5 protein-coding genes and 1 pseudogene are annotated in these 19149 nt (G+C 67.1%); 1 reads left to right on the plus strand and 5 read right to left on the minus strand.

Annotation, left to right across the window (positions count from 1 at the left end):
• Positions 1-5: 5 nt before the first annotated feature.
• Together DFJ66_RS12640 and DFJ66_RS12650 are read right to left on the minus strand one after the other, a co-directional pair.
• On the minus strand, positions 6-7949 hold the full coding sequence (locus DFJ66_RS12640; RefSeq protein WP_246029726.1) for a DNRLRE domain-containing protein: 7944 nt from the start codon (positions 7947-7949) through the stop codon (positions 6-8).
• Positions 7950-8813: 864 nt separating this feature from the next.
• Complete coding sequence (locus tag DFJ66_RS12650) at positions 8814-9716, minus strand: tyrosine-type recombinase/integrase (protein ID WP_121231074.1); 903 nt, start codon at positions 9714-9716, stop codon at positions 8814-8816.
• 758 nt (positions 9717-10474) lie between these two features.
• Between DFJ66_RS12650 and DFJ66_RS12655 the strand changes: the two are divergent.
• Positions 10475-11345: pseudogene (locus DFJ66_RS12655) on the plus strand (IS5 family transposase).
• Positions 11346-11369: 24 nt separating this feature from the next.
• On the opposite strand, the gene DFJ66_RS12660 reads toward DFJ66_RS12655, so the two are convergent.
• The 3 genes from DFJ66_RS12660 to DFJ66_RS12670 form a co-directional block, all read right to left on the minus strand.
• Positions 11370-12344 carry a hypothetical protein gene (locus tag DFJ66_RS12660; RefSeq protein ID WP_147459229.1) on the minus strand — a complete coding sequence of 325 codons (975 nt, stop codon included), beginning with the start codon at positions 12342-12344 and terminating at the stop codon, positions 11370-11372.
• Positions 12345-12423: 79 nt separating this feature from the next.
• Entirely contained in the window at positions 12424-16935 is a 4512-nt protein-coding gene (locus tag DFJ66_RS12665) for a hypothetical protein (protein WP_121221027.1), read from the minus strand.
• A complete protein-coding gene (locus DFJ66_RS12670) occupies positions 16932-19133 on the minus strand; it encodes a CHAT domain-containing protein (protein ID WP_211351109.1) in 2202 nt (733 codons plus the stop codon). Before DFJ66_RS12670 ends, DFJ66_RS12665 begins: the two co-directional genes overlap by 4 nt.
• Positions 19134-19149 lie beyond the last annotated feature (16 nt).

Raw genomic sequence — 19149 nt, forward strand, 5'->3', positions numbered from 1 at the left:
CCAATCTAGTTCACCGTCCAGAGGGTCACGATTCCGTCCGGATCGTTGGCGAGGATGCGATCGCGGTGACCGGGACCGCGGGTGGACGTGGACGTGTCGAACTCCTCGTAGTGCCGCTTCCCGTTGAGCGTGTACTGGAGGTCCGGCCGGTTGACCCCGACACGTTCTCCGTTGATGTTGACCTGCTGCTGGTTGACCCGGAAGTCGGTCGCACCTGCCTTCGTCAGATCGGCGATCCGCTGCTGGACGAACTGGTTCTGGGTGGGGCTCCCGCCGACCGGCCGGTTCAGCCGCAGAGCCGGGGGCGGAACCGGGTTGACGTTGATGTCCTGGGCCAACCTCGTCACCGAGGGAGCGGCGACGGCCGACCGGGCGCCCGCGTAGATCCCGAGTGCCTGGCCCGCGAGTCCCAGCAGCCCGGCGATGCGGGTCATCTTCTCGAAGCCGTCCTGGATCTCGTCCAGCTTCTCCTCGAACAGCGCGTCGAGCGCGTCGTCGAGGTCTTCCTTCTCCCGGCACTGCACAACGCGCAGACAGGCGGTGGCGATCTGCACGGCCAGCGCGTTCGGGTTGACTTGTCCGGTCTTGTCGTCGACCGGGCACACCGGTGTCGCCGTGCTGCACGTCGCGTACAGCCATTCGCTCACCAGGTCGGCCTTGGCGGCCTGTTGTGTCCGCGTGACCCCGATGTGCTCCAACTCCTGGGGGCTGAACTCACCGCGGACCAGGTTGCCCGCCGAGGGGTCGATCCCGCAGTCACCCTGGTATCCGAGGCAGTACCCGGGCTCGTCCTCGGGCCGGTGGCCGTCGAGTTCGACACCCGAGATCGGGTTGCCCCCGACGAACGCATAGCGGTTGCCGGTGAAAGCATCGACCCCGAGGTTGAGGTCCGCCAGGGCACCGTTGTACGAGTCCCTGGTCATGAACCTGTTCAGACCCGGGTTGTAGTCGCGGAAACCCATGTCGTACGAGCCGGACGACGGGTCGAAGCGCTTGCCGTTGTAGCGGTAGAAGTTGAACGGCTCCTTCCCCGGCTGCTGCACGTCGGGCTTGTCGATGCCAGTGAAGGATTCCGAGTCGTCCTTGCCGTAGGCGGTGTAGCCGTACGTTGCCCGAGTGTCGCCGTTGTCCTTGGTCACCGTCTCGACATCGGTGTGCGGGTTGTAGCCGTAGTACGAATCCTCGGCGACGTCCGGCCCCGCGCCGTCGGTGTCCTTCTTGAGCTGTGCCAACCGTTGCCCGAACGCGTCGTACTGATAGGTGCGTTGGAGCTGCCCGGCGACCGCTTCGGACACCACCTTGTCGGTGAGGCCGAGGTAGGCGAAATCCGTCGTCTTGCCCTTCGCCGTCTTCGAGGTGGTGCGGTCCAGCGGGTCGTAGGTGTAGGTGGTGGCTTCGAGGGTTCCGCCGGCGACCTGCTTGCGGTGCTCGACCGTGCGGTCGAACCCGTCGTATCGGTACGACTCGATGATGGAGCCACCCGCCGTGACAGTATCCAACCTCCCGAACGGGTCGTAGTTGTACGCCGCGGTGACACCCGATGACGACGTGCTCAGCAGGCGGTTCCGGTCGTACTCGTACGTGGTGGTCTTGCCTTCCACCGTCGAGGTGGTGATGTTGTTGTTGGCGTCGTGGACGTAGTCCTCGGTCTCCAGGACCGCTCCGGCCGCGTTCTTCTTGGTGAGATTGCGGATTCGGTCGAGGGGGTCGTACGCGTACTCACGCACCTCCTCCAGATATGCGGCGGAGTCGTCCGCGTTCTGGACCTTGGACGTGTCCTTCGTCCGGTGGCCGTTGGCGTTGTAAGCCAGGAAGTGCTGTGAAACGAGTACACCGTTGGACTTCGTCTCAACCTGGGACGCGAGCGCCCCGTCGAGGTGGTAGTCGTAGACGACCTTGTTGCCGTTCGACTTGGTCTCTTCCTTGACCTGCCCGCGATCCGTGTACGTGTACGTGGTTGTCTTCGCGACGCCACCGGTCTCCGTGTTCTTGACCCACTCGACGAGGTCGCGGGTGTTGTAGGACAACTCGGTGGACTGTTGGTCGTGCCCGCGTGTCACCAGGGCACCTCGGGCGTTGTAGCCGAAGGTGGTCGTGGTTTTTACGACCGCGGCCAACTTCTCCTCGACAGTGGTCAACTGGTTCAGATCGTTGTACGTCATCGCGTACGTGTCGATCTTCGCTCCGGGCGAGGTGTCGGTGAGCGATACGAGGTTGCCGTTGGCGTCGTACGACTGACTGAAGACCTTGCGCTCGTTGTCTGGCTCGGACGCCACCCGGACGAGTTTCACGGCGTCGGCCAGGACCGTGCCATTCGCGTTGTCGGTCAACGAGACCCTCGCCGCATTGCCGGCGGTCAATGAATGAGTGCCGAGGCTGACCCATTCCCCGCCCCGCTGCGACTGGTCCACCCGCACCGTGGTCGAGCCCGTGCCCGTCTCGATCGTGAACGGCGCGTCGGTCGCGGTTCCCGGCACACCTGACGGGAACTTGACGAACACCTCGTAGTTGCCGTCCTGTCCGACCACCGGTTTCCAGGTGAACTTGGTGGCGCCCGTGCCCCTGGCTGTCCGCCGGTAGTCGTAACCCTGGAACCCGGTACCCGTCGCCTCGGAGGCCCAGTTCCCGGCGACTTCCACGTACCCGGTGTCCGAGTTGTCGACCAGTGAGACGTAGCCGCCGAACGGCACCCCGCTGTCCGAGCGGGACTTGAGCTTGCCGTCGGGGTAGTAGTCCCACGTCATTGTGCGGCTCGACGATCCGGAACCGTCGGCGATCGTACGGCTGGCCTGCTGGCCGAGCACGGTGTAGTCGTAGCTGGTGACGATGCCCCACGGGTCCGTGGACGTGCGGATCCAGCCGTTGTCGAAGTACGAGTACTTGGTGGTGTTGCGGATCGTCTGTCCTGCCGACGGCGGCGCGCTGACCTCGCTGAGCCGACCGACGGGGTCGTAGGAGAAGATGGTCTTGTCGGGAGCCTTGTAGCGCACGTCGTCCTTGTCAAACGGCGTGAGCTTCTCGACCGGTCGGTTCAACTTGTCGTAGACGGTTTGCGCGACGAAGTCATCGGGGTCATCCGCGGTCTCGACGCCGCGCGGTGTCACGACCCGTGTGCGGTTGGCCGCCTCGTCGTACTCGAACCGCGTGATCCGGTCCACGCCGGTGCTGTGCGGGACGCGGACCTCGACCGGCAGCGCGCGCTCGTCGTACTTGAACGTCGTCGTGATTCCGGCTCGGTCGCGCCGGGACACCACGTTGCCGTCCTTGTCGTAGCCGGTGTGCTCGGCTTTCCCGGCTGCGTCGAACGCATCGACAGCCCGATGGATGAGGTCGTACGCGATCTTTGTGGAGTAGTCCGTCGGGTCACTTGTGGCGTTCTTGACGGCGTCGACCACGGTGACCAGGTTGCCTACGCGGTCGTAGCTGTAGGTCGTCTTCTGGTTCCTCGCGTCGGCCGTCTCGACGAGCTGGTAGATCTCGTCGTAGACGTGGCGAGTCACGTAGTCTCCGGTCACCGACGGCGTGAGGTTGCCGAGGGGTTGGGTTTCGGTGACCAGGTTGCCGACCTTGTCGTAGGCGAAGGTTGTCCGACGCTCGGGGCCGGTCTCGCTGTCCCTGGGCTCAGTGGCTTCCACCACTTGGTCGGCCTTGTCGTAGACGGCCGTCCACACCGCGCCGTTGGGAGCGGTGGACTGGGTGACGTTGTCGTTCAGGTCGTACACCGGTGCAGGGATGACGATGACATCTCCTGCTGCCTGGTCCTTCGGTCTGCGCTGCTCCATCGGCCGCCCGAAGAGGTCGTAGGCGACCGTGGTGGTCTTGCCGAGGGCGTCGGTGATCGACGTGACGTTGCCGCGTACGTCGTACACGACTGTCGTGGTGTTGTTCAGCGCATCAACCGTCTTCTTCGGGAAGCCGTTGGGGTCGTAGTCGGAGAACATGCTCGTGTTCTCGTTGGCGTCGGTCGAGGTCTTGAGCTGACCGAACTCGTCGTAGGTGTAGACGGACTTGTAGTCGCCAGTGTCAGCGGTAGTGGTGCCCTTGGGGTCGGTGATCGAAGTCAGGTTGCCCTTGACGTCGTAGCCGAACTCCCAGCGCCTACCCTCGGGACTGGTCTTGGAAGTCAGCTCCGCCGTGTAGCCGTTGAGGCCGGTCTGGTATCCCAGTTGCATAGCGGGCCAGTTGTTGGCGACGGCTTCGGCGTCGCGGATCGCGGTCGGGTAGCCGGTCTTCGGGTCGTAGGTCCAGGTGGAGACCGCGCCGTTGTCCTCGGTCAGCTTGACGACGTTGTTGTCCGCGTCCCACTCCAGCTGGGTGGTCTGGTTCTTGGCGTTGGTCGCCCGGATGGAGCGGCCGTAGCCGTCGATGCGGTAGGTGGTGGTGTGGTTCTCCGCGTCGGTGACCTTCGACTCGACTTCCGAACCAGCCGAGCCGTCCGGGTCGCTGTAGGCGAAGCCGGTGTTGTGGCCCAGGCGGTCGGTGATCGTCTGGAGCTTCCACTTGTCCTTCGGGTCGACCGGCGCGGTGAAGTAGGCCAGGTCAGTGGAGTTCTGGCGCGGGTCGGTGATCTTGACCAGCTTGACGTTCTTGTTGCCCTGCGTGGCGTCGTAGGTGAACTTGAACGTCTTCGCCTGCGCGGTGCCGGCACCGTCGACGAACTGGGTCAGCAGACCCTTGTCGTCGTAGTAAAAGCTGATCGTGCGACCCGAGACGTCCTTGAGGGACTGGACGTTGTCGATGATCTTCGGGTTGTTGGTCTCACCCTTCTCGTAGTAGTCGAGGGTGAGGACCTGCCGGCCGGACGGGTCCGTGACGTAGGCCAGGAACTTGCGCGGCTGGTTGTTGGACTTGCGCTCGGTGTAGGTGAACCGCTGCTCGTTGCCGTTGCGGTCCCGCACCGCCGTCAGCCAGCCCTGGTCGTCGAACAGGAACTCTGTGCGATCCGGACGCGTCAGCTTCCACCGGCGGGACGCGTCGGCGCTGCCGTCACGCTGTACGAAGTAGTGCACACCGGCCGGCTTGTCGTAGGTCCACTGCGCCGGGTCCGTGCTGTTGTGCTTGTTGAGGTTGAACGTGTGACTGGTGCCGTCACCGTCGGGGAGCGTGATGCGGGACGGGTAGTCCTGGCCCTTCGGGTGCAATTCCAGGTAAGCGCCCAGGCGAGTCAGGCCGCTCGCCGCCAACGACCAACCCTGGCCCAGGGATGTGGCCGAGGTGTCCAGGCTGTTGTAGGTCAGGCGGACGAAGCTGTTCAGGCCGCGACCGGGGTTGGTGAAGGCGTCGTAGGAGAAGACCGCGTTGCCGGCGAACTGGTTCACCAGGACGTTCGCCCCGGAGCCTGCCGTCTTCCCGGCGTAGGAGTAGAACTTCTCCAGACCGAGCTGGTCGGAGGTCGGGTCCTCAACCGTGACGTTCTGCGGCAGCGCCGGGATGTTGCCGGTCGCCGACAGCCAGGTGCCGGTGGTCTTGTTGCGCAGGTCCCAGTTCAGCACGAACTGCTCGCGCTTGTTGCCCGCCTCGGTCTGGATCGGCGTCTTGACCTTCGCCTGCACCGTGACCGTGCCGTTGGGCGGCACGTCGGCAGGCAACGCGGTCTCCAAGCGGTTGCCACCCGTGGTGACGTCCGTGCCGTCCGGCAGGTTCCAGCGGTAGGACACGACCTGGTCCGCCGCACGCCACGTCGCTGTGGTCGAGTTGGTGAGGGTGACCGGGACGGTGTACTCGTCGCCGGGGATCATGCGCAGCGACGGTGTGTCGGGCGCGTAGTAGGTCATCTCCGCGATCGGCTGCGTGTAGGTGACCGTGAGCTTTGGCCGCAGCGCGGGCTCGGCGGCCTCGTCGGACAGGAACAGCACCCGCTGACCCGCCCCCGCCTCGTCGCGGACCTTGACCTCGAAGCCGTGGTTGGTGGCCGGGTTGCTGATCCAGCCCTGCACCACCGACGGGAAGAACCACTGGTGCCGGTTCGGGTCGTTCGTGATGCCGGAGACGTTGTCCTGCGCCGTCCCGATGTCACCACCCGGAGTGGTCCACGCGGTCGCCGTCGACGCCCGGTTCCACGTGGCCTCGGCCTCCACCGGGGATCTCGTCAGCGCGTGTCCGTCGAAGATCGCGCCGCTGCCGCTGCTGAAGAACCCCCACAGGGTCAGGTCAGCGTCCACCACCCGCGCGTTGGCAGGCAGCGCCGACAGGTCGTTCCACTTCACCACCGCACGGGTCTTGCCGTAGGTGCCGGAGTTGTTGCCCACCATCAACCACGGCTGACCGCCGATGGTGTCCAGGTTGGTGTTCGGCTGCGCGGACGACAACGTCGTGTCCGCCGCTCCCCCGCGGAACACCTGCGTGATCAGACCCGCCTTCGGCAACCGAACCAGCTGCGTCGGACCGGGAATCACCTGTCCGTCACGGGTCTTCACCGCGACCATGTAGTAGTAGGCGTTGCCGAACGGGTCCGGCGAATCCGCCGGCGTCGGCCGAGCGGTGGTGTCGGTGAAGGTGGTCGCGTTGGCGGCCAGCGGCGCGATCAACGTCGACTCCGACGGCGTGAACGTCTGGTACACCGAGCGGTGCACCTGGTACTCCACCGCGTCGTCACCCGCGTTGTTCGGATCCGGGTCCACGTACGGACCCCAGGTCAGCTCCGCACCCGTGGAGTAGATCTTCGTCGGCTGCTTGAGGTCCGCGCTCGGCCGACCGTAGGTGAGGACGAGGGTCGGCGTCTGCGCGGTCTCACCGTTGTAGGCGAACTCCGCCGCCTGGTAGATCGCGCCACCACGGCCCAGGGTCTCGTCGGTCGACTTCACCATCAGACCGAAGTTCGGCGACGACCCCGACACCCACTGCTGCGCGATGTTGCGGACATCCCACTCGTGCCACACGTTCGACGCGTTGGCCTGCTTGGTCGCCGTCGACAACCCCGCCTCGGCAAACGCGGCGTTGATCGAGTTCCAGGTCACGGAGTCCTCACTCCACCCACTGGTGACCCGACGCACCTCGTGCACATTGCTGTTCGCGCCCGTGTGCAACTCGGAGTCGTAGTACAACCGCAGCTTCGCCGACGTCAACGCCGTCCCCGCCGGGACGACCGAGGTGTCGAACTTGACCAGGCTGCGCGCCTTGCCCCACGGGTCCGTACCCACCGACAACTGATAGCTGCTGCCGTCGTTGCGGTCCGGCGTGTCCGACCAGATCTGCACGTCCTGACCGGTCGTCACGGTCGGCTGGATCTTGATCGTCGGGTCGATCACGACCGGGAACTTCCGCTCCCCCGCCCGCAGCCAGTCCTGATCCGCCTTCACCGTGACCGTGATCTTCGAGCCCTGCTGCTCGACAGTCTGCGAAACCTTGTCGCTCCACGCCCTGCCGTGCGGCGACTTACGGTCCTCCGCACTGTCGAACATGAACGGCTTGGGCATCACGAACACCGGCGGACCATCAGGATCCTCGAAGAACCCGATCGACCCGTCCGCCAACGCCTGCGCCGTCACACCACCCAACTGCAGCGTGAACCGGAAGGTCGCATCCTTCGGCGCCTGACGGAGAACGATCTCCTCCTTCAACGCCTCCCCCGACACCACATACGACAGGTCCGCACCGTCGAACACACCCGGGTACGTCACCCGCGCACCGTCGACCTTCGGCTGCACCCCACGGGCATCGGCGTCCACACCCAACGCGATGTGCTTGCCGTCGTGCTCGAACCGCACCAACCGATCCGTACGCTCACCGAACAAGCTGCCGAACACGTTGCTGTCGTTGGAGAACCGGTAACCCTCACGGCCCGACTCACGCACCGCGGTGTCGATGCCCTGCCAACGCCCCTGCCCGTCCCGGAAGTACCGAGGCCGCGCCGACACCTCGGCCTCAACCTCACCGTTGGACAACTGGAACACCCGCAACGACGGCGTCCGCCGCTCGACCAACTCCCGAACCCGCTTCGGCGACTTCACCGCCGAACCCTCAGCAGCAGGCGGCTCCGGCTCCGCCTGCGCCTCCCCAGGCCCGAACCACCCCGAAACCGTTCTCCACAAACCCGAAAGCCCGAGATCAGGCAACTGCCCCGGCCCGGTGACCGGCGGCCCGGCGGGCAACCCCACCACCGCCAACACCAACACCGACAACAAGATCAACAGTCGCGAGAGCAGGCTGAAGCCACGCGGCGGTCGCATGAACCCCCCTGGTCCACCGCCGCCAGCTGCCACCCCCCGGTGACCGACAAGCTACGCGGCGTGTGCAGCTAGGGACGCTAACTAACACGCGCCACACCACCACAGAGCCAAACGGAGCAATCCCAACCACCGGACCGCCGACAACTAAAGTCGATCAACGAAAGACCCAGCAAAAGACGATTCCGAGCGCACCTCGGGCACCTTCGGAGCACCGAAACACCGAGAAGCCCTATGTCCAATGTGGACCAGGTTCTGCGTGAAGCCGGACACATCATCCACTCGAAAGGACCTGCCATGCAGTGCACTGAGAGTTGATTTGATCAATACTGAACCCTTCGCGGAGCCTATAGTGGCCCAACCGACCGTTGCCTGCCCGGCACTTACTCGTAGCGGCGACGTTGCCTACGCCGGACGGCTGCCGACCGGCGCGACAGGTTGAGCATGTACGCAGTCCTCGCATGCAAGGCCATCTCACGGCGGACGTCCGCCGGAAGCTCACCGGTCGGATCGACCTCCCGCTCGAAACCCTCCAATCGCGCCTGGGTTGCGTTGGCCGTCCGTGCACGTCGATCCGTCGTACGTGCCCACGATGCGTGCGCAGCAGCACGAGCCCGCAACGTCCGGTCCGCAGCAGCCTCTCCTTGATCAGACATTCTCGCCGATCCCCATGCGTAGTTGGGTTTCCTGCGCCCGTTCAGCCGCAGCGCTGGCACCGTAGTGACGCGGCATGTCCTCCGAACTCCACCCCAGCAACAACATGAGGTCACCGGTGTCTCCCCCGGCACGTTTCCACTCATGCGCGAAGTTGTGTCGCCACCGATGCGCATGCACCTTCGAAACCCCGGCCGCCCGGCCACGACGCTTGAGCATCAACTTGATCCCGTTGGGTGTGAGGCATCGCTGCCCACGCTCGGCCAACCACAGCTCCGGCAAAGCTGCGGCAGCGTGACGCTCACGCGCCCGCAGGTAACGACTGAGAGCGCGACCTGTCCGAGGACCGAACCGCACCCGACGCTCCTTACCACCCTTACCCCGGTACAACACCGCATCACGATCGAGGTCGATGTCGGCCAGATTCAGATTGCCCACTTCGGACAGACGTGCACCGGTGTTGTAGTAGAGCCTGATGATCGCCTCGTCCCGCAGGTGCACGAACTCCTTGCCCTTGCAGGTCCGCAACACCTTCCCGGTATCGTCGTCACGGATCACCGGAACCAGCCGCTTCTCAACCTTCGGCTGCCGCAGCCGATCCATCGGCGACCGCTCGATCTCCTCCTCATCCCACTGCAACCACTTGAAGAACTGCTGCAACCCCTTGTGCTTGTTCAACGCCGTCGCCGCCGACCGGGACTCGATCATCCACGCCTGGAACGCCTCCACATGCCCGCGACGCACCTCGGTCGGATCACCCGCCGCCGCTACACAGTCGGCATCGACCTTCGCCTCCGTGGACAGGAACCTCGCCAACTGCGACACCGCCAGCAGGTAGTTGTACCGCGTCGTCTCCGGATGGTTCCGCGACCGCAACGACCGATCCCAGTCCCGCATGAACCCTGCCCAGAGGTTCGGTAGACCGCGGGTCAACCGCTCCAATTCTGGCCACACGGCACACCTCCAAGACCTGCGGGCAACCAAGGAAGAGCGAACCAGCGCACACCACGTCCACGCTCGCCGCGCGACCGCGTACCCTGACTCGACAGCACCAGCACCACCGCCTCCGCTTCCGCTGGGAGATGCCGAGTGTCACCCGTACGCGAGGTGATGTGGTTGCTATCCACGTAGGAAAATGGTTTCTCACGTACCGGAAGCCGCGTCACAGTGGCAACGTCGAAGCTCGACGGACGTGACATGCAGGCGCGTGCCCGTTGAAGCGGCTCATCGCAGCGACGACGAGCCATTGCGGTGCATGCTGGAAGCCTCGCTCCAGCAGCTGCAACTGTCTAGGACAACTTCGCCTCCTGCGGCTCCTGGAAGCAGCGGTGACGCGTACCAAACCACACCGGCGATCGGGCCCAATATTCCGACGCTAGTGCCTGGAGGTCGACGGTCGCGGCCGAGGCGCCGCAGAACCGATCCGACAATTCCGTCTAGTTGGCCTGTCTCCGCCCCACTCGCATCTGGTTGCCTGGGCACTGGATTCCAGCAGGATGTCGGCGCCTAGGCCGTATATCGAAGTCGGTTGTGACTGCCTCGGCTGAGTTTGGGCTGGTGGGCGTGTCGATGATCAAGAATGGGCGAGGTCTCCGGTAGAGGGTTTGTCTGCGAAGAGAAACCTGAACACCGGAGACCTCGTGGACACCTTAGCGGTGGCGAGGCGGTTCGACCTGACCGACGCGCTGTGGGAGCGGCTGGAGCCGTTGCTGCCCTCGCCGTCGCGGCCGGGTCGGCCGTCGTTGTGGAGCAAGCGGCAGTTGATCGACGGGATCCGGTGGCGGGTGCGCACCGGCGCGCCGTGGCGTGACATGCCGCCGGAGTACGGATCCTGGGCGGCGGCATACGGGTTGTTTCGGCGGTGGCAGCGCGGCGGTGCCTGGCGGCGGATGCTGATCACGTTGCAGGCCTTGGCCGATGCGGCAGGGCGGATCACGTGGGATGTCAGTGTGGATTCCACGATCGTGCGGGCGCATCAGCATGCCGCCGGTGCGCGGAAAAGGGGGATCTGCAGGCCGAGCCGCCGGGCGGGATCACCACCGAGCCGGAGGACCACGCGTTGGGCCGCTCGCGTGGCGGGTGGACCACGAAACTGCATCTGAGCTGTGAACAGGGCGGAAGCCGTTGTCGATCGTGCTGACCGCCGGTCAGCGGGGCGACAGTCCGCAGTTCGTCCCGGTGCTGGCGGGGATCCGGGTGCCCCGGCTGACCGGTGGCCGGTCCCGGACCCGTCCGGACCGTGTGCTGGCGGACAAGGCCTACACCTCGAAGGCCAACCGGGAACACCTGCGCCGCCGCGGGATCAAGGCCACCATCCCCAGCAAGGCCGACCAGGACGCCCACCGCAAGGCCAAAGGGTCGAAAGGCGGCAGGCCACCGGCCTTCGACCCCGAGACCTACAAACAACGCCATGCGGTGGAGTGCGGCATCAACCGGCTCAAACGCCACCGCGCGGTCGCCACACGCTACGACAAGCTCGCCGTGCGCTACGAAGCCACCGTCCACGTCGCCGCGATCAACGAATGACTATGACCGACTTCGATACAGGCCCTAGGCGAGGAGCTGCGCCAGGTCCAGCTTGTGGACGGCGTCGTCGTCGGTCGCACGCAGGCGATGCGGAGCGATGTCGCCGAGCGTGCCGGTTGTCGCGGCAACCGCTCCCAGTTCGCGCACTGCGTCCAGTTCCTCGCGCACCAGCAACGCGACCCTTCTGCGGTCGACCGGCGTGAGGTCCGTGCTGTTCCAGGCCCGGACGAGCGCCTCCGTGCGACGGGCACGGTACATGTCCTCGAACCCCTCGATCCAAGCCTGCCCGGCGGCGCGGATCAGGTCGTCCAGTTCGGGGAACCGCCAGTCGTCTCGTTCAGCGCGGCACTCGACCCGGACGACCAGGTAGTCGACGCCTTCTGGCAGACGCACGTTGTCACCGTCCCGCAAGTGCAGCCTGCCGTCGTGGATGACGAGTGTGCTGCCATTGAGCGCCGCCGGAGGTGTGTTGACCACGACCAGGTGACCGGGACGCAGCACTCGCCCGCCGCCGCCGGGCGACACCATCGTCATGTGCAGGCCGAGGACCGGCTGGTTTCCGGTCGCGTCCAGCACCTGGTCGAGACCGGTGGACACCTTGTCCGCGATTTGGCTCGCGAACGACAATGGCGGCCCCATCAAGGAAGCCAAGTTGCCCACCAGATCCACGGCCGTCTTGAGCGGGCCGTCGGCGGTCGCCTGGTAGAGCGCCGCCTCGATCTCGACGGTTCCGCCGGTGAACGGCAGGAGCATGGTCAAAGGGTGGTCGAGCACCACTCCCGGCGTGGTCCACTCCTCCGGCGCCCTGCTGAACGAGGTGAACGTGATCGGCGCGGCTCCCAGCGCATTGAGCGAGACTCCACCGTGCAGGACCGGAAAGTGGTCGTTGCCCCAAGTCCTGGACCGCGCCAGCGCGCCTTCGGCGAGCAGGACGCGCAAGTAGCCGGCATTGGGGCGCACGGGCTGCCCGTCAGGGTCCGGGATGAAGGCGATGGTCACCTGCTCGGCGTTGGCGACGAACCAGCCCCGTACTCGGTCCCACATGCCGCCTGCTTTTGCCATGTCGTATCCCTTGCCTTTACACGATCATCAGGATTTCGTCGTCCGATTGAGGACGGACCAGTTCACGGACGTGGTGGACCAGGTGGAGGAGGTCGATCGCTCCTGTCCCCGACGCGCCGCCCCACCCCGACACGAGTTCGGCGACACCGCGGGCGAGGTCCTCGGGAAGCGGCGGTACGACGAGCACGGCAACCCCACTGTCGCCGAACTCCAGCGCCAGTCGGCACATAGGTTCGCGCTGGTGTCTCAACTGCGCCGGCGGCCAGTCGGCCGGGTCGCACTGGAGCACCACGAGCGACGTGTCGCCTGAGGGCAGGTCGTCGGGGCCAAGCAGGCGCTCGCCGGTCCAGGTGCCTCGCCCCGTCGTCTGGTACGGACCACCCTGGGGCACGAAGTCGTCCACTACTCGCATCCGCCAGCCGGCCGAGGTCTCGATGGCGGCACCCACCACGTGGAACGCCTGTGACCCGGCAATACGTCGGGGCTGCAAACCGGCAGGTCCGTGGAACCGCCGTGATTCGTGTCCTCGAGTCGAAGAGGGCTCGAGGAGGGAATGGATGGTCGGACGCCATATCCAGAAGTCCGCGCTGCGACGGTGTTTGCGGAACCAGACCGGCAAGCGAGCCTTGCCCAGCGTGGGGATGTCCGGTGCCTTTGCGCGGCGCCACAATTCGTGGTCGCCGACCAGGATCGGGATCACCACGTAGGGTGTGTCGACCGAGGCAACGGATGGCGGGGGGGTCTGCCACTCGGCCTCGAAACGGAGCGTGTCGCCGTCCAATTCCACGACGCGGCACGCGTTGATCCGATTGGTGGACCAGTCCAGCATCGCAGTGCGCTGCCAGACGGTGCTCGACTGCATCCACTCAGGGACTCCCGAAAGCGGTTGCTCCATTGCGGTCGTCGGGGGACTCGTTCTCGGTGAGTCGGAGCGCGGGCTGTCGAGGAGTTGTCCCATGATCAGCGCCGCCTCGTGTTGGCCAGCCCAATCGCGGCCGAGCAGCGCGGACGTCTCCCGGAGGTCGGGAAGGCCTCCAGCCGGCTCGTCCGCCAAGGGCGACGTGTGCACCAAGAGGATGGTCGTGCGCAGCACCCCTCCCCGGTCCCCGCAAGCTTGGAACAAGTCCCTGGCGAAGGTCAGCAGGTGGACCGCACGCTCCGGCCGACGCAGCGCCATCAACTCCGCCTCGGACTCGGCGATTTCCGCGAGGAGGCGGGTCGGCAGGTGTTCGACGATCCTGGCTATGGCCCAGTCGTCGACGAGGGCGGCCGCCATCAGGACGATTCCGACGTGTTCCTCCGACCAGGGAGCCCGGCGTGCCGCCTGCTCGATGCCTTGGACTGCGGACCACGCCACGTTCGCGGGCGGATCGACCCGGAGAAGGGTCGACTCGAACTCCATTTGGGCGATGATGTCAGCCCAGTCACGGGATGGGGGCGGCAAGTGGTCGGTGGTCGCCGGTCGCTCCGGCGGGACAGGCTGCATCCGCCACCAGTGCCGCCACCCGCCGACCTCGTCCGGGGTACGCGGTGGCGTTCCGGCGACCAGGACCAGGGCCGCCCAGGCGGCCGCCCGGATCACCGCGTCCGGGGAGCGGGTGAGCCGCACCGTGGACTTCATCAGGTCCTCCACCCGGTACCTGCGGCACAGCGTGACCAACGCCGCATCGCACTCCGCGATCGTCGCGGGGTCGTCGCCCGCCGACACGGCGGCCTCCCGCCGCTGCTGGAGGTCGGCGATCGCTTGTCGGACTTCCCCGCAGGCGGCCAAGCCGATGCTCAGGACGGTCCGCAGCGCCGGCACCCGTCGGTGCCAGGTGTGCGTCGGCACGCGTTGTCGTCGGTAGCGTTCGAGGGTCGCCGCCTCGTCGAGCACCCCTCGATCGACAGGTCGCCACCGTCGCTCCAGTTCCGTGACTGCGGCGGCGAGCCGTTCGGCGTCGATGTCATCGAGCCGCCGCAAAGCGTCGTCACGCCATTCGGAATAGCGGCGGTCGAAGCGCTCGTGCCCGTGGAGGGCCACCACCACCCGCGCGAGCCGGGCCCGGTCGAGCAGAAGGAGCGGCGGCGCCCACTCGGCCCAGCGCCTCTTGGAGCGTTCTTGAGCGTGCAGAACGGCGAGGTCCGCGGCCTCGATCGCCCCTCGCTGGTGCCAGTGGTGGAGCCTGCGGAGGACCTTCGCCTCCCACGCGGTCGCGGCGATCTCAGCCTCCGCGGCGCACAATTGGTCCAACAGCGGCAGCAGCGCCGGCGGTGCCGGCTCGTCCCTGGCGGTCAGCGCGTCGAACAGGGCGATCAGCGGCCCCTGGGCCGATGCGTGGTCCAGCGCGACGCAGCGGCGGACGATGTCCGTGCCGTCCCCGACCGGCCCTCCTGCGACGACCACACCGCACGCCGCTCGGAACTGCAGCAGCGCGGCATGCGCCGAGTCCGGGTGTCGCGGAGCGAAGGCGGCCACCTCCAACCACAGTTCGGCGGCACCCGGCGCGCCGGGCAGCCGGGTCACCGCGCATGCCTGGGTGGCCCGAATCGCAGCTGTCAGAGTTGGCCCCTCCGGCCTCAGCGCGTTCTCGACGGCCGCGGCGCGGACGGTGGCGTTGGCCGCCCACGCCCACGCGTCGGCTTCGGTGATCCGCCGCTCCAGCGACGCCCACAGCCGTGCCGCCTCCGCGACCGGCAGCAGGCGCAACGCACCCTCGACCGCCTCGATAGGCAGTTCGTCGACGGGGGTTTGCCCGATCAGCTCCGCGAGATCCTCGCCGAGACGGCGGCGGTCGAGCGGGAAGCGATGGGGTTCAGTGGCCAGGACTGCACGAATACGCGGCAGCAGCTGCTGGTCCAGTTCCACCACCACGGGCCTGCCGTGCGCGTCGAACGTCGAGGCGGTGACCCATTCCTGGCCGACCAGTCCGTCGAACGCGGCACGCGGGTCGATCCTGCGCCGGGTCAGGTAGGGCTCGATCATGCGCAGGTCGAACCGACCCAGTTCCACGGCGGCGGGCAGGCAGTCTCGGACCGCCGCGTTGGTGACGCGACCGATGATGCGTTGGCGGATGTACGGGTCGTCGGTGGCGGCGTCGAGCCGAGCGATGTCGAGTCCCGGCTCCTCCAGGGCCCATTCGCAATAACCGGCGAGTTCGAACGGATTGGCCTCGGCGCCGCCGTGGCGGGAGCGCGCCACGATGGCATCCCGCAGGCCACCGGACAGGGTTCCGGCCTCATCGCGCAAGGACAGGTAGGCGTGCGCCTCGTCATCAGTGAAGCCGCGGAGCGGCACGACCCGCAAGTAAGGCCGCGGGAGCAGGGAAAGCCCTCCGGCTTCGGCCGGTGTGGGCGGGGAGGTGAGCCACCGACGGCCGGCGAGGAGCACCCGCACGTCGGGCAGCAGGTCGTGCAGGCCTTCCAGCAGCGTGAAGGTGTGGTCCACGGCGAGTGCCCGACCGCCGGGGCCGTAGAGCTTCGCCAGCTCTTCGCACGTGTCCAAGACGAGCAGGACCGGCGCATCCAGTTCGTAGAGGTACCGGGCGAAGCCCTCCAACATGGGCTTCATGGCTTGGGTGTCGACGTAATGGTCCCCGCCCGACGCCAGCTTCTCGTGCAGCGCGGCGACCGCGTCTTCGAGGTGACGCCGGTGGCTGAAGGCGGCTCGCGTGGTGGTGAACCCCATGAGCTCCGCGGCGAGGGCAAGGAGCAGCTCGCCCGGCCGACGGTGCGGGTACCGCGGGTCGACGTGATCGAAATCGACGCGAGCCACCGGAAACTGACGCAAGCCGTGGCGGGTGGCGTACTGCCCGGAGACCAGGTCGCGCACCGCCATCGTCTTGCCGACACCGCCGCTGCCGAGCAGGTGGGCGGCCCACGTGCCCGATGTGCCGAACAGCAGGTCGCCCAGCATGTCCTCGACGGCGAGCCGCGGCAGGTAGTGCGTCAAGGATCGCGCGTCGACCGCTTCTCGGTAGCTGCGGTCGAGCCGCCACTTCGCCCGTCGCGCGGCCGAGACCAGAGGGTCGCCGACGAGGTCACCCAGCGCCTGGGCCGCACCGACGAGGTACAAGGCGTCCTCGGTCGCCCCTTGCCGGAGCATCTGGTCCACGTCCGACACCAGTGTGGAGCCGGTGGCGGGAGGTAGGTCGTTCCGCACCACGTCGAACCAGGCCACCAGTTCGGCGGAGACTTCCCCGAACCGCTCAAGATGGGCGGCCAACTCCCGGAGGGCTCTGACGATCCAGTCCACCGACCACCGCCGACGCAGGTACGCCCCGATGTCCGGGCGGCGTGACGTGGGCAGCCAGAACGCGGTGGTGACCTCGCCGTCGTCATCCACCACCTCGCGGGTCTCCACCAACCCGTTGGCTTCCCACTGTTCGACGAGGTCGGGGTCGATACCCGCGGCCTGTGCCTGGTCCAGCGTCCACTCCGGGATCGCCGCCACCCGGAGCAACACCTTCGGGTCGTAGGCGGACAACCGCCGGTCCTCGTAGGCGACCTCCAGGTTCTGCATGTCGTCGCGCGCGGGAGGCGCGTTCACAGCTCGAACCCCTTGTGCAGTTCCGCGTAGTCGCGGAAGACCTGTTCGTCGTCGTTGCGCCGGCACAGCGCACCGGTAACGGCATCGGCGTAGTAGTAGAGCTTGCCGCGCACGTTGGTGGGACGCAGGCCGACCCTGAGCAACTTGGCTTCCCATTCCGCCCGGCTGTCCGGGTTGCCCGTGTAGGAGACGCGGAAGAGGTCCTGATCCTCCAACGGTGCTGTCGTCCACGGGTGCAGCAGCACCCACTGGAAGCCGAGCACGGCCTCGTCAGGGGTGAGTTCGCCGAGTTCGATGACGCGGTAGCCGGGTTGTACCTTGCCGCGCCAGGTGCCCAGCAGACCACCCGACCCGACGGTCGAACCGGTGAACACCACCGGCGCGGTTCGCTGCGTCCGTCCGAGCCCGCTCGCGTCGAGCAGGTCCAGCAGCAGGTCCAGGGCGCTCGTCCCTGCCGCCGCGGTGTCGGGGGTCCCCCAGGTGTGGACGTCGTCGCACAACAGAACCACCCGTGAGTGCCCGCCGAACGGCTCCCCCAACGTAGTGGCCGCCGCCGCCAGCGCGGCGAAGTCGTCGGCCAAGTAGTCGCGGACCGAGTCGGAGTCGAGGTCCTCCCCCGGCTCTTCGAACAGCTTGGCCTGCTTGCGGATGGCGGCACGGACCTTGGCCTCGGGCACAGGAGACCCCGCAGTGCCGATGGCAGGGAACCCGTCCTCCGGCTCCAGCACCGACGGTACGAGCGGCGGTAGACCGAGCTTCTCGCCGACCTTGACCGACGTGCGCACGATCTCGGCAATGAGCTGCCGCCCGGTCGACGGCGCGTTGTTCTCGGGGTAGGGCCCCAACATCAGAGGGACGTGACCGGAGCGCAGCATCCGCCAGCCGATCTCGCGCAGCAGTCGAGTACCGCCCAAGTCGGTGGTGGACTCCCGCGCCAGCAGCGCGATGACGCCAATCCCGCCGTCCGGCGCGACGGCGAGGTCAGCGGCCTCCAGCGCGTCGTCCCTGCCGATGAACACGGGATCTCGGCGCAGCTTGAGTCCGTCCGCTTGCGCGATCAACGCCTGCACCCGGGTGGGGTCGATCAAGCGGACGTCGGGATCGAGCGACTCGGCGGTGAAGAACGCGGGTCGTGCCCAGTCGATGTACCGACTCGGTGATTCCTGTCCCAGCAGGGCGGCCCGCCGACCGTGCGCACTCGCGATGGAGGGCGACGAGCCGGCGTGCAAGGCGTCGGCGAGCCGGCGGGTGTACAGCCGGCACGCCGACTCGCTTATCTCGCCGATCATCGCCGACACCAACGGCACACCGGCGGCCACGAGTTCGGCGGCGAGCGGCGAGGCGTCCGTGGGGTCGTCGAGCCCTTCGTCGCCCGATCCAGAGCTGCACGCGGACAGGATGACCGCCGTGGGCAGGGAGCCTGCCCCGTTGGCTGCAAGTGCCGCCACCAGCCGGGTAGCGTCGACAGCCTCCGTGCCGCCCCTCTCGTCGGCCAACATGAGCGCCCCTCGCCCATCGGGGAAGGTTGTGCCATGCGCGACGACGTGGACCACATCCGGCTGGAATGAAGCACACGCCTCAGCGAGTGCCCTGACCGACACTCCCTGCTCGACCCGAGCACGGCAGCGGCCCTGTGAATCAAGGCCTCGCAGCAGGCCTACGAACATGGCGCCGGGCCGGATGGTCGGGTCAGAGATCCGCACGCTCGTCGCGAAAAGAACCCTCGGCACACCGGTGATCGTGTCTACGCGCACGTCGCCCGCAGGTACGGCACGGGTGATCGCCACCAGCCCCGCCGGGTGCCCGGCCAGCGGGGCCACGTCGTCGCGCATCGCCTCCCACACGAGCCGATGCAACCCGACGTCCTCGGCCGGCCATCGCAGCACGATCTCCACCGCCTGCGCGCGCTCGTCCTCGATGCTGCGCAGAATTTCCGACCACGCCGGGGCGAGGAGACATTCGAACAGCCATCGGCCGTAGGTGGCGACATCTCCTTCGGCAGGACCCGTCCGGATGCGCCTGAGCAGCGCATCCACGACTTGGGCGTCGCCAGAACACAGCGGCACGTGCGCACCCTCGCCGGACACGGCCCGGTCCCGGGGAACGGCGGGGACCAAGCGCTGCCGGACATGAACAGCATCCATCCGATACGGCGGGACAAGCGCGTGGTCACTCCCATCAGGCGACCGACCGAGCACGGACACCAGCCACCCG

This window comes from Saccharothrix variisporea, assembly GCF_003634995.1.
Taxonomy (GTDB): domain Bacteria; phylum Actinomycetota; class Actinomycetes; order Mycobacteriales; family Pseudonocardiaceae; genus Actinosynnema; species Actinosynnema variisporeum.

Excerpts from the sequence above, each read along its gene's own strand:
- DFJ66_RS12650 (WP_121231074.1), bottom strand. The coding sequence starts at position 9,716 with ATGCGGGACTGGGATCGGTCGTTGCGGTCGCGGAACCATCCGGAGACG.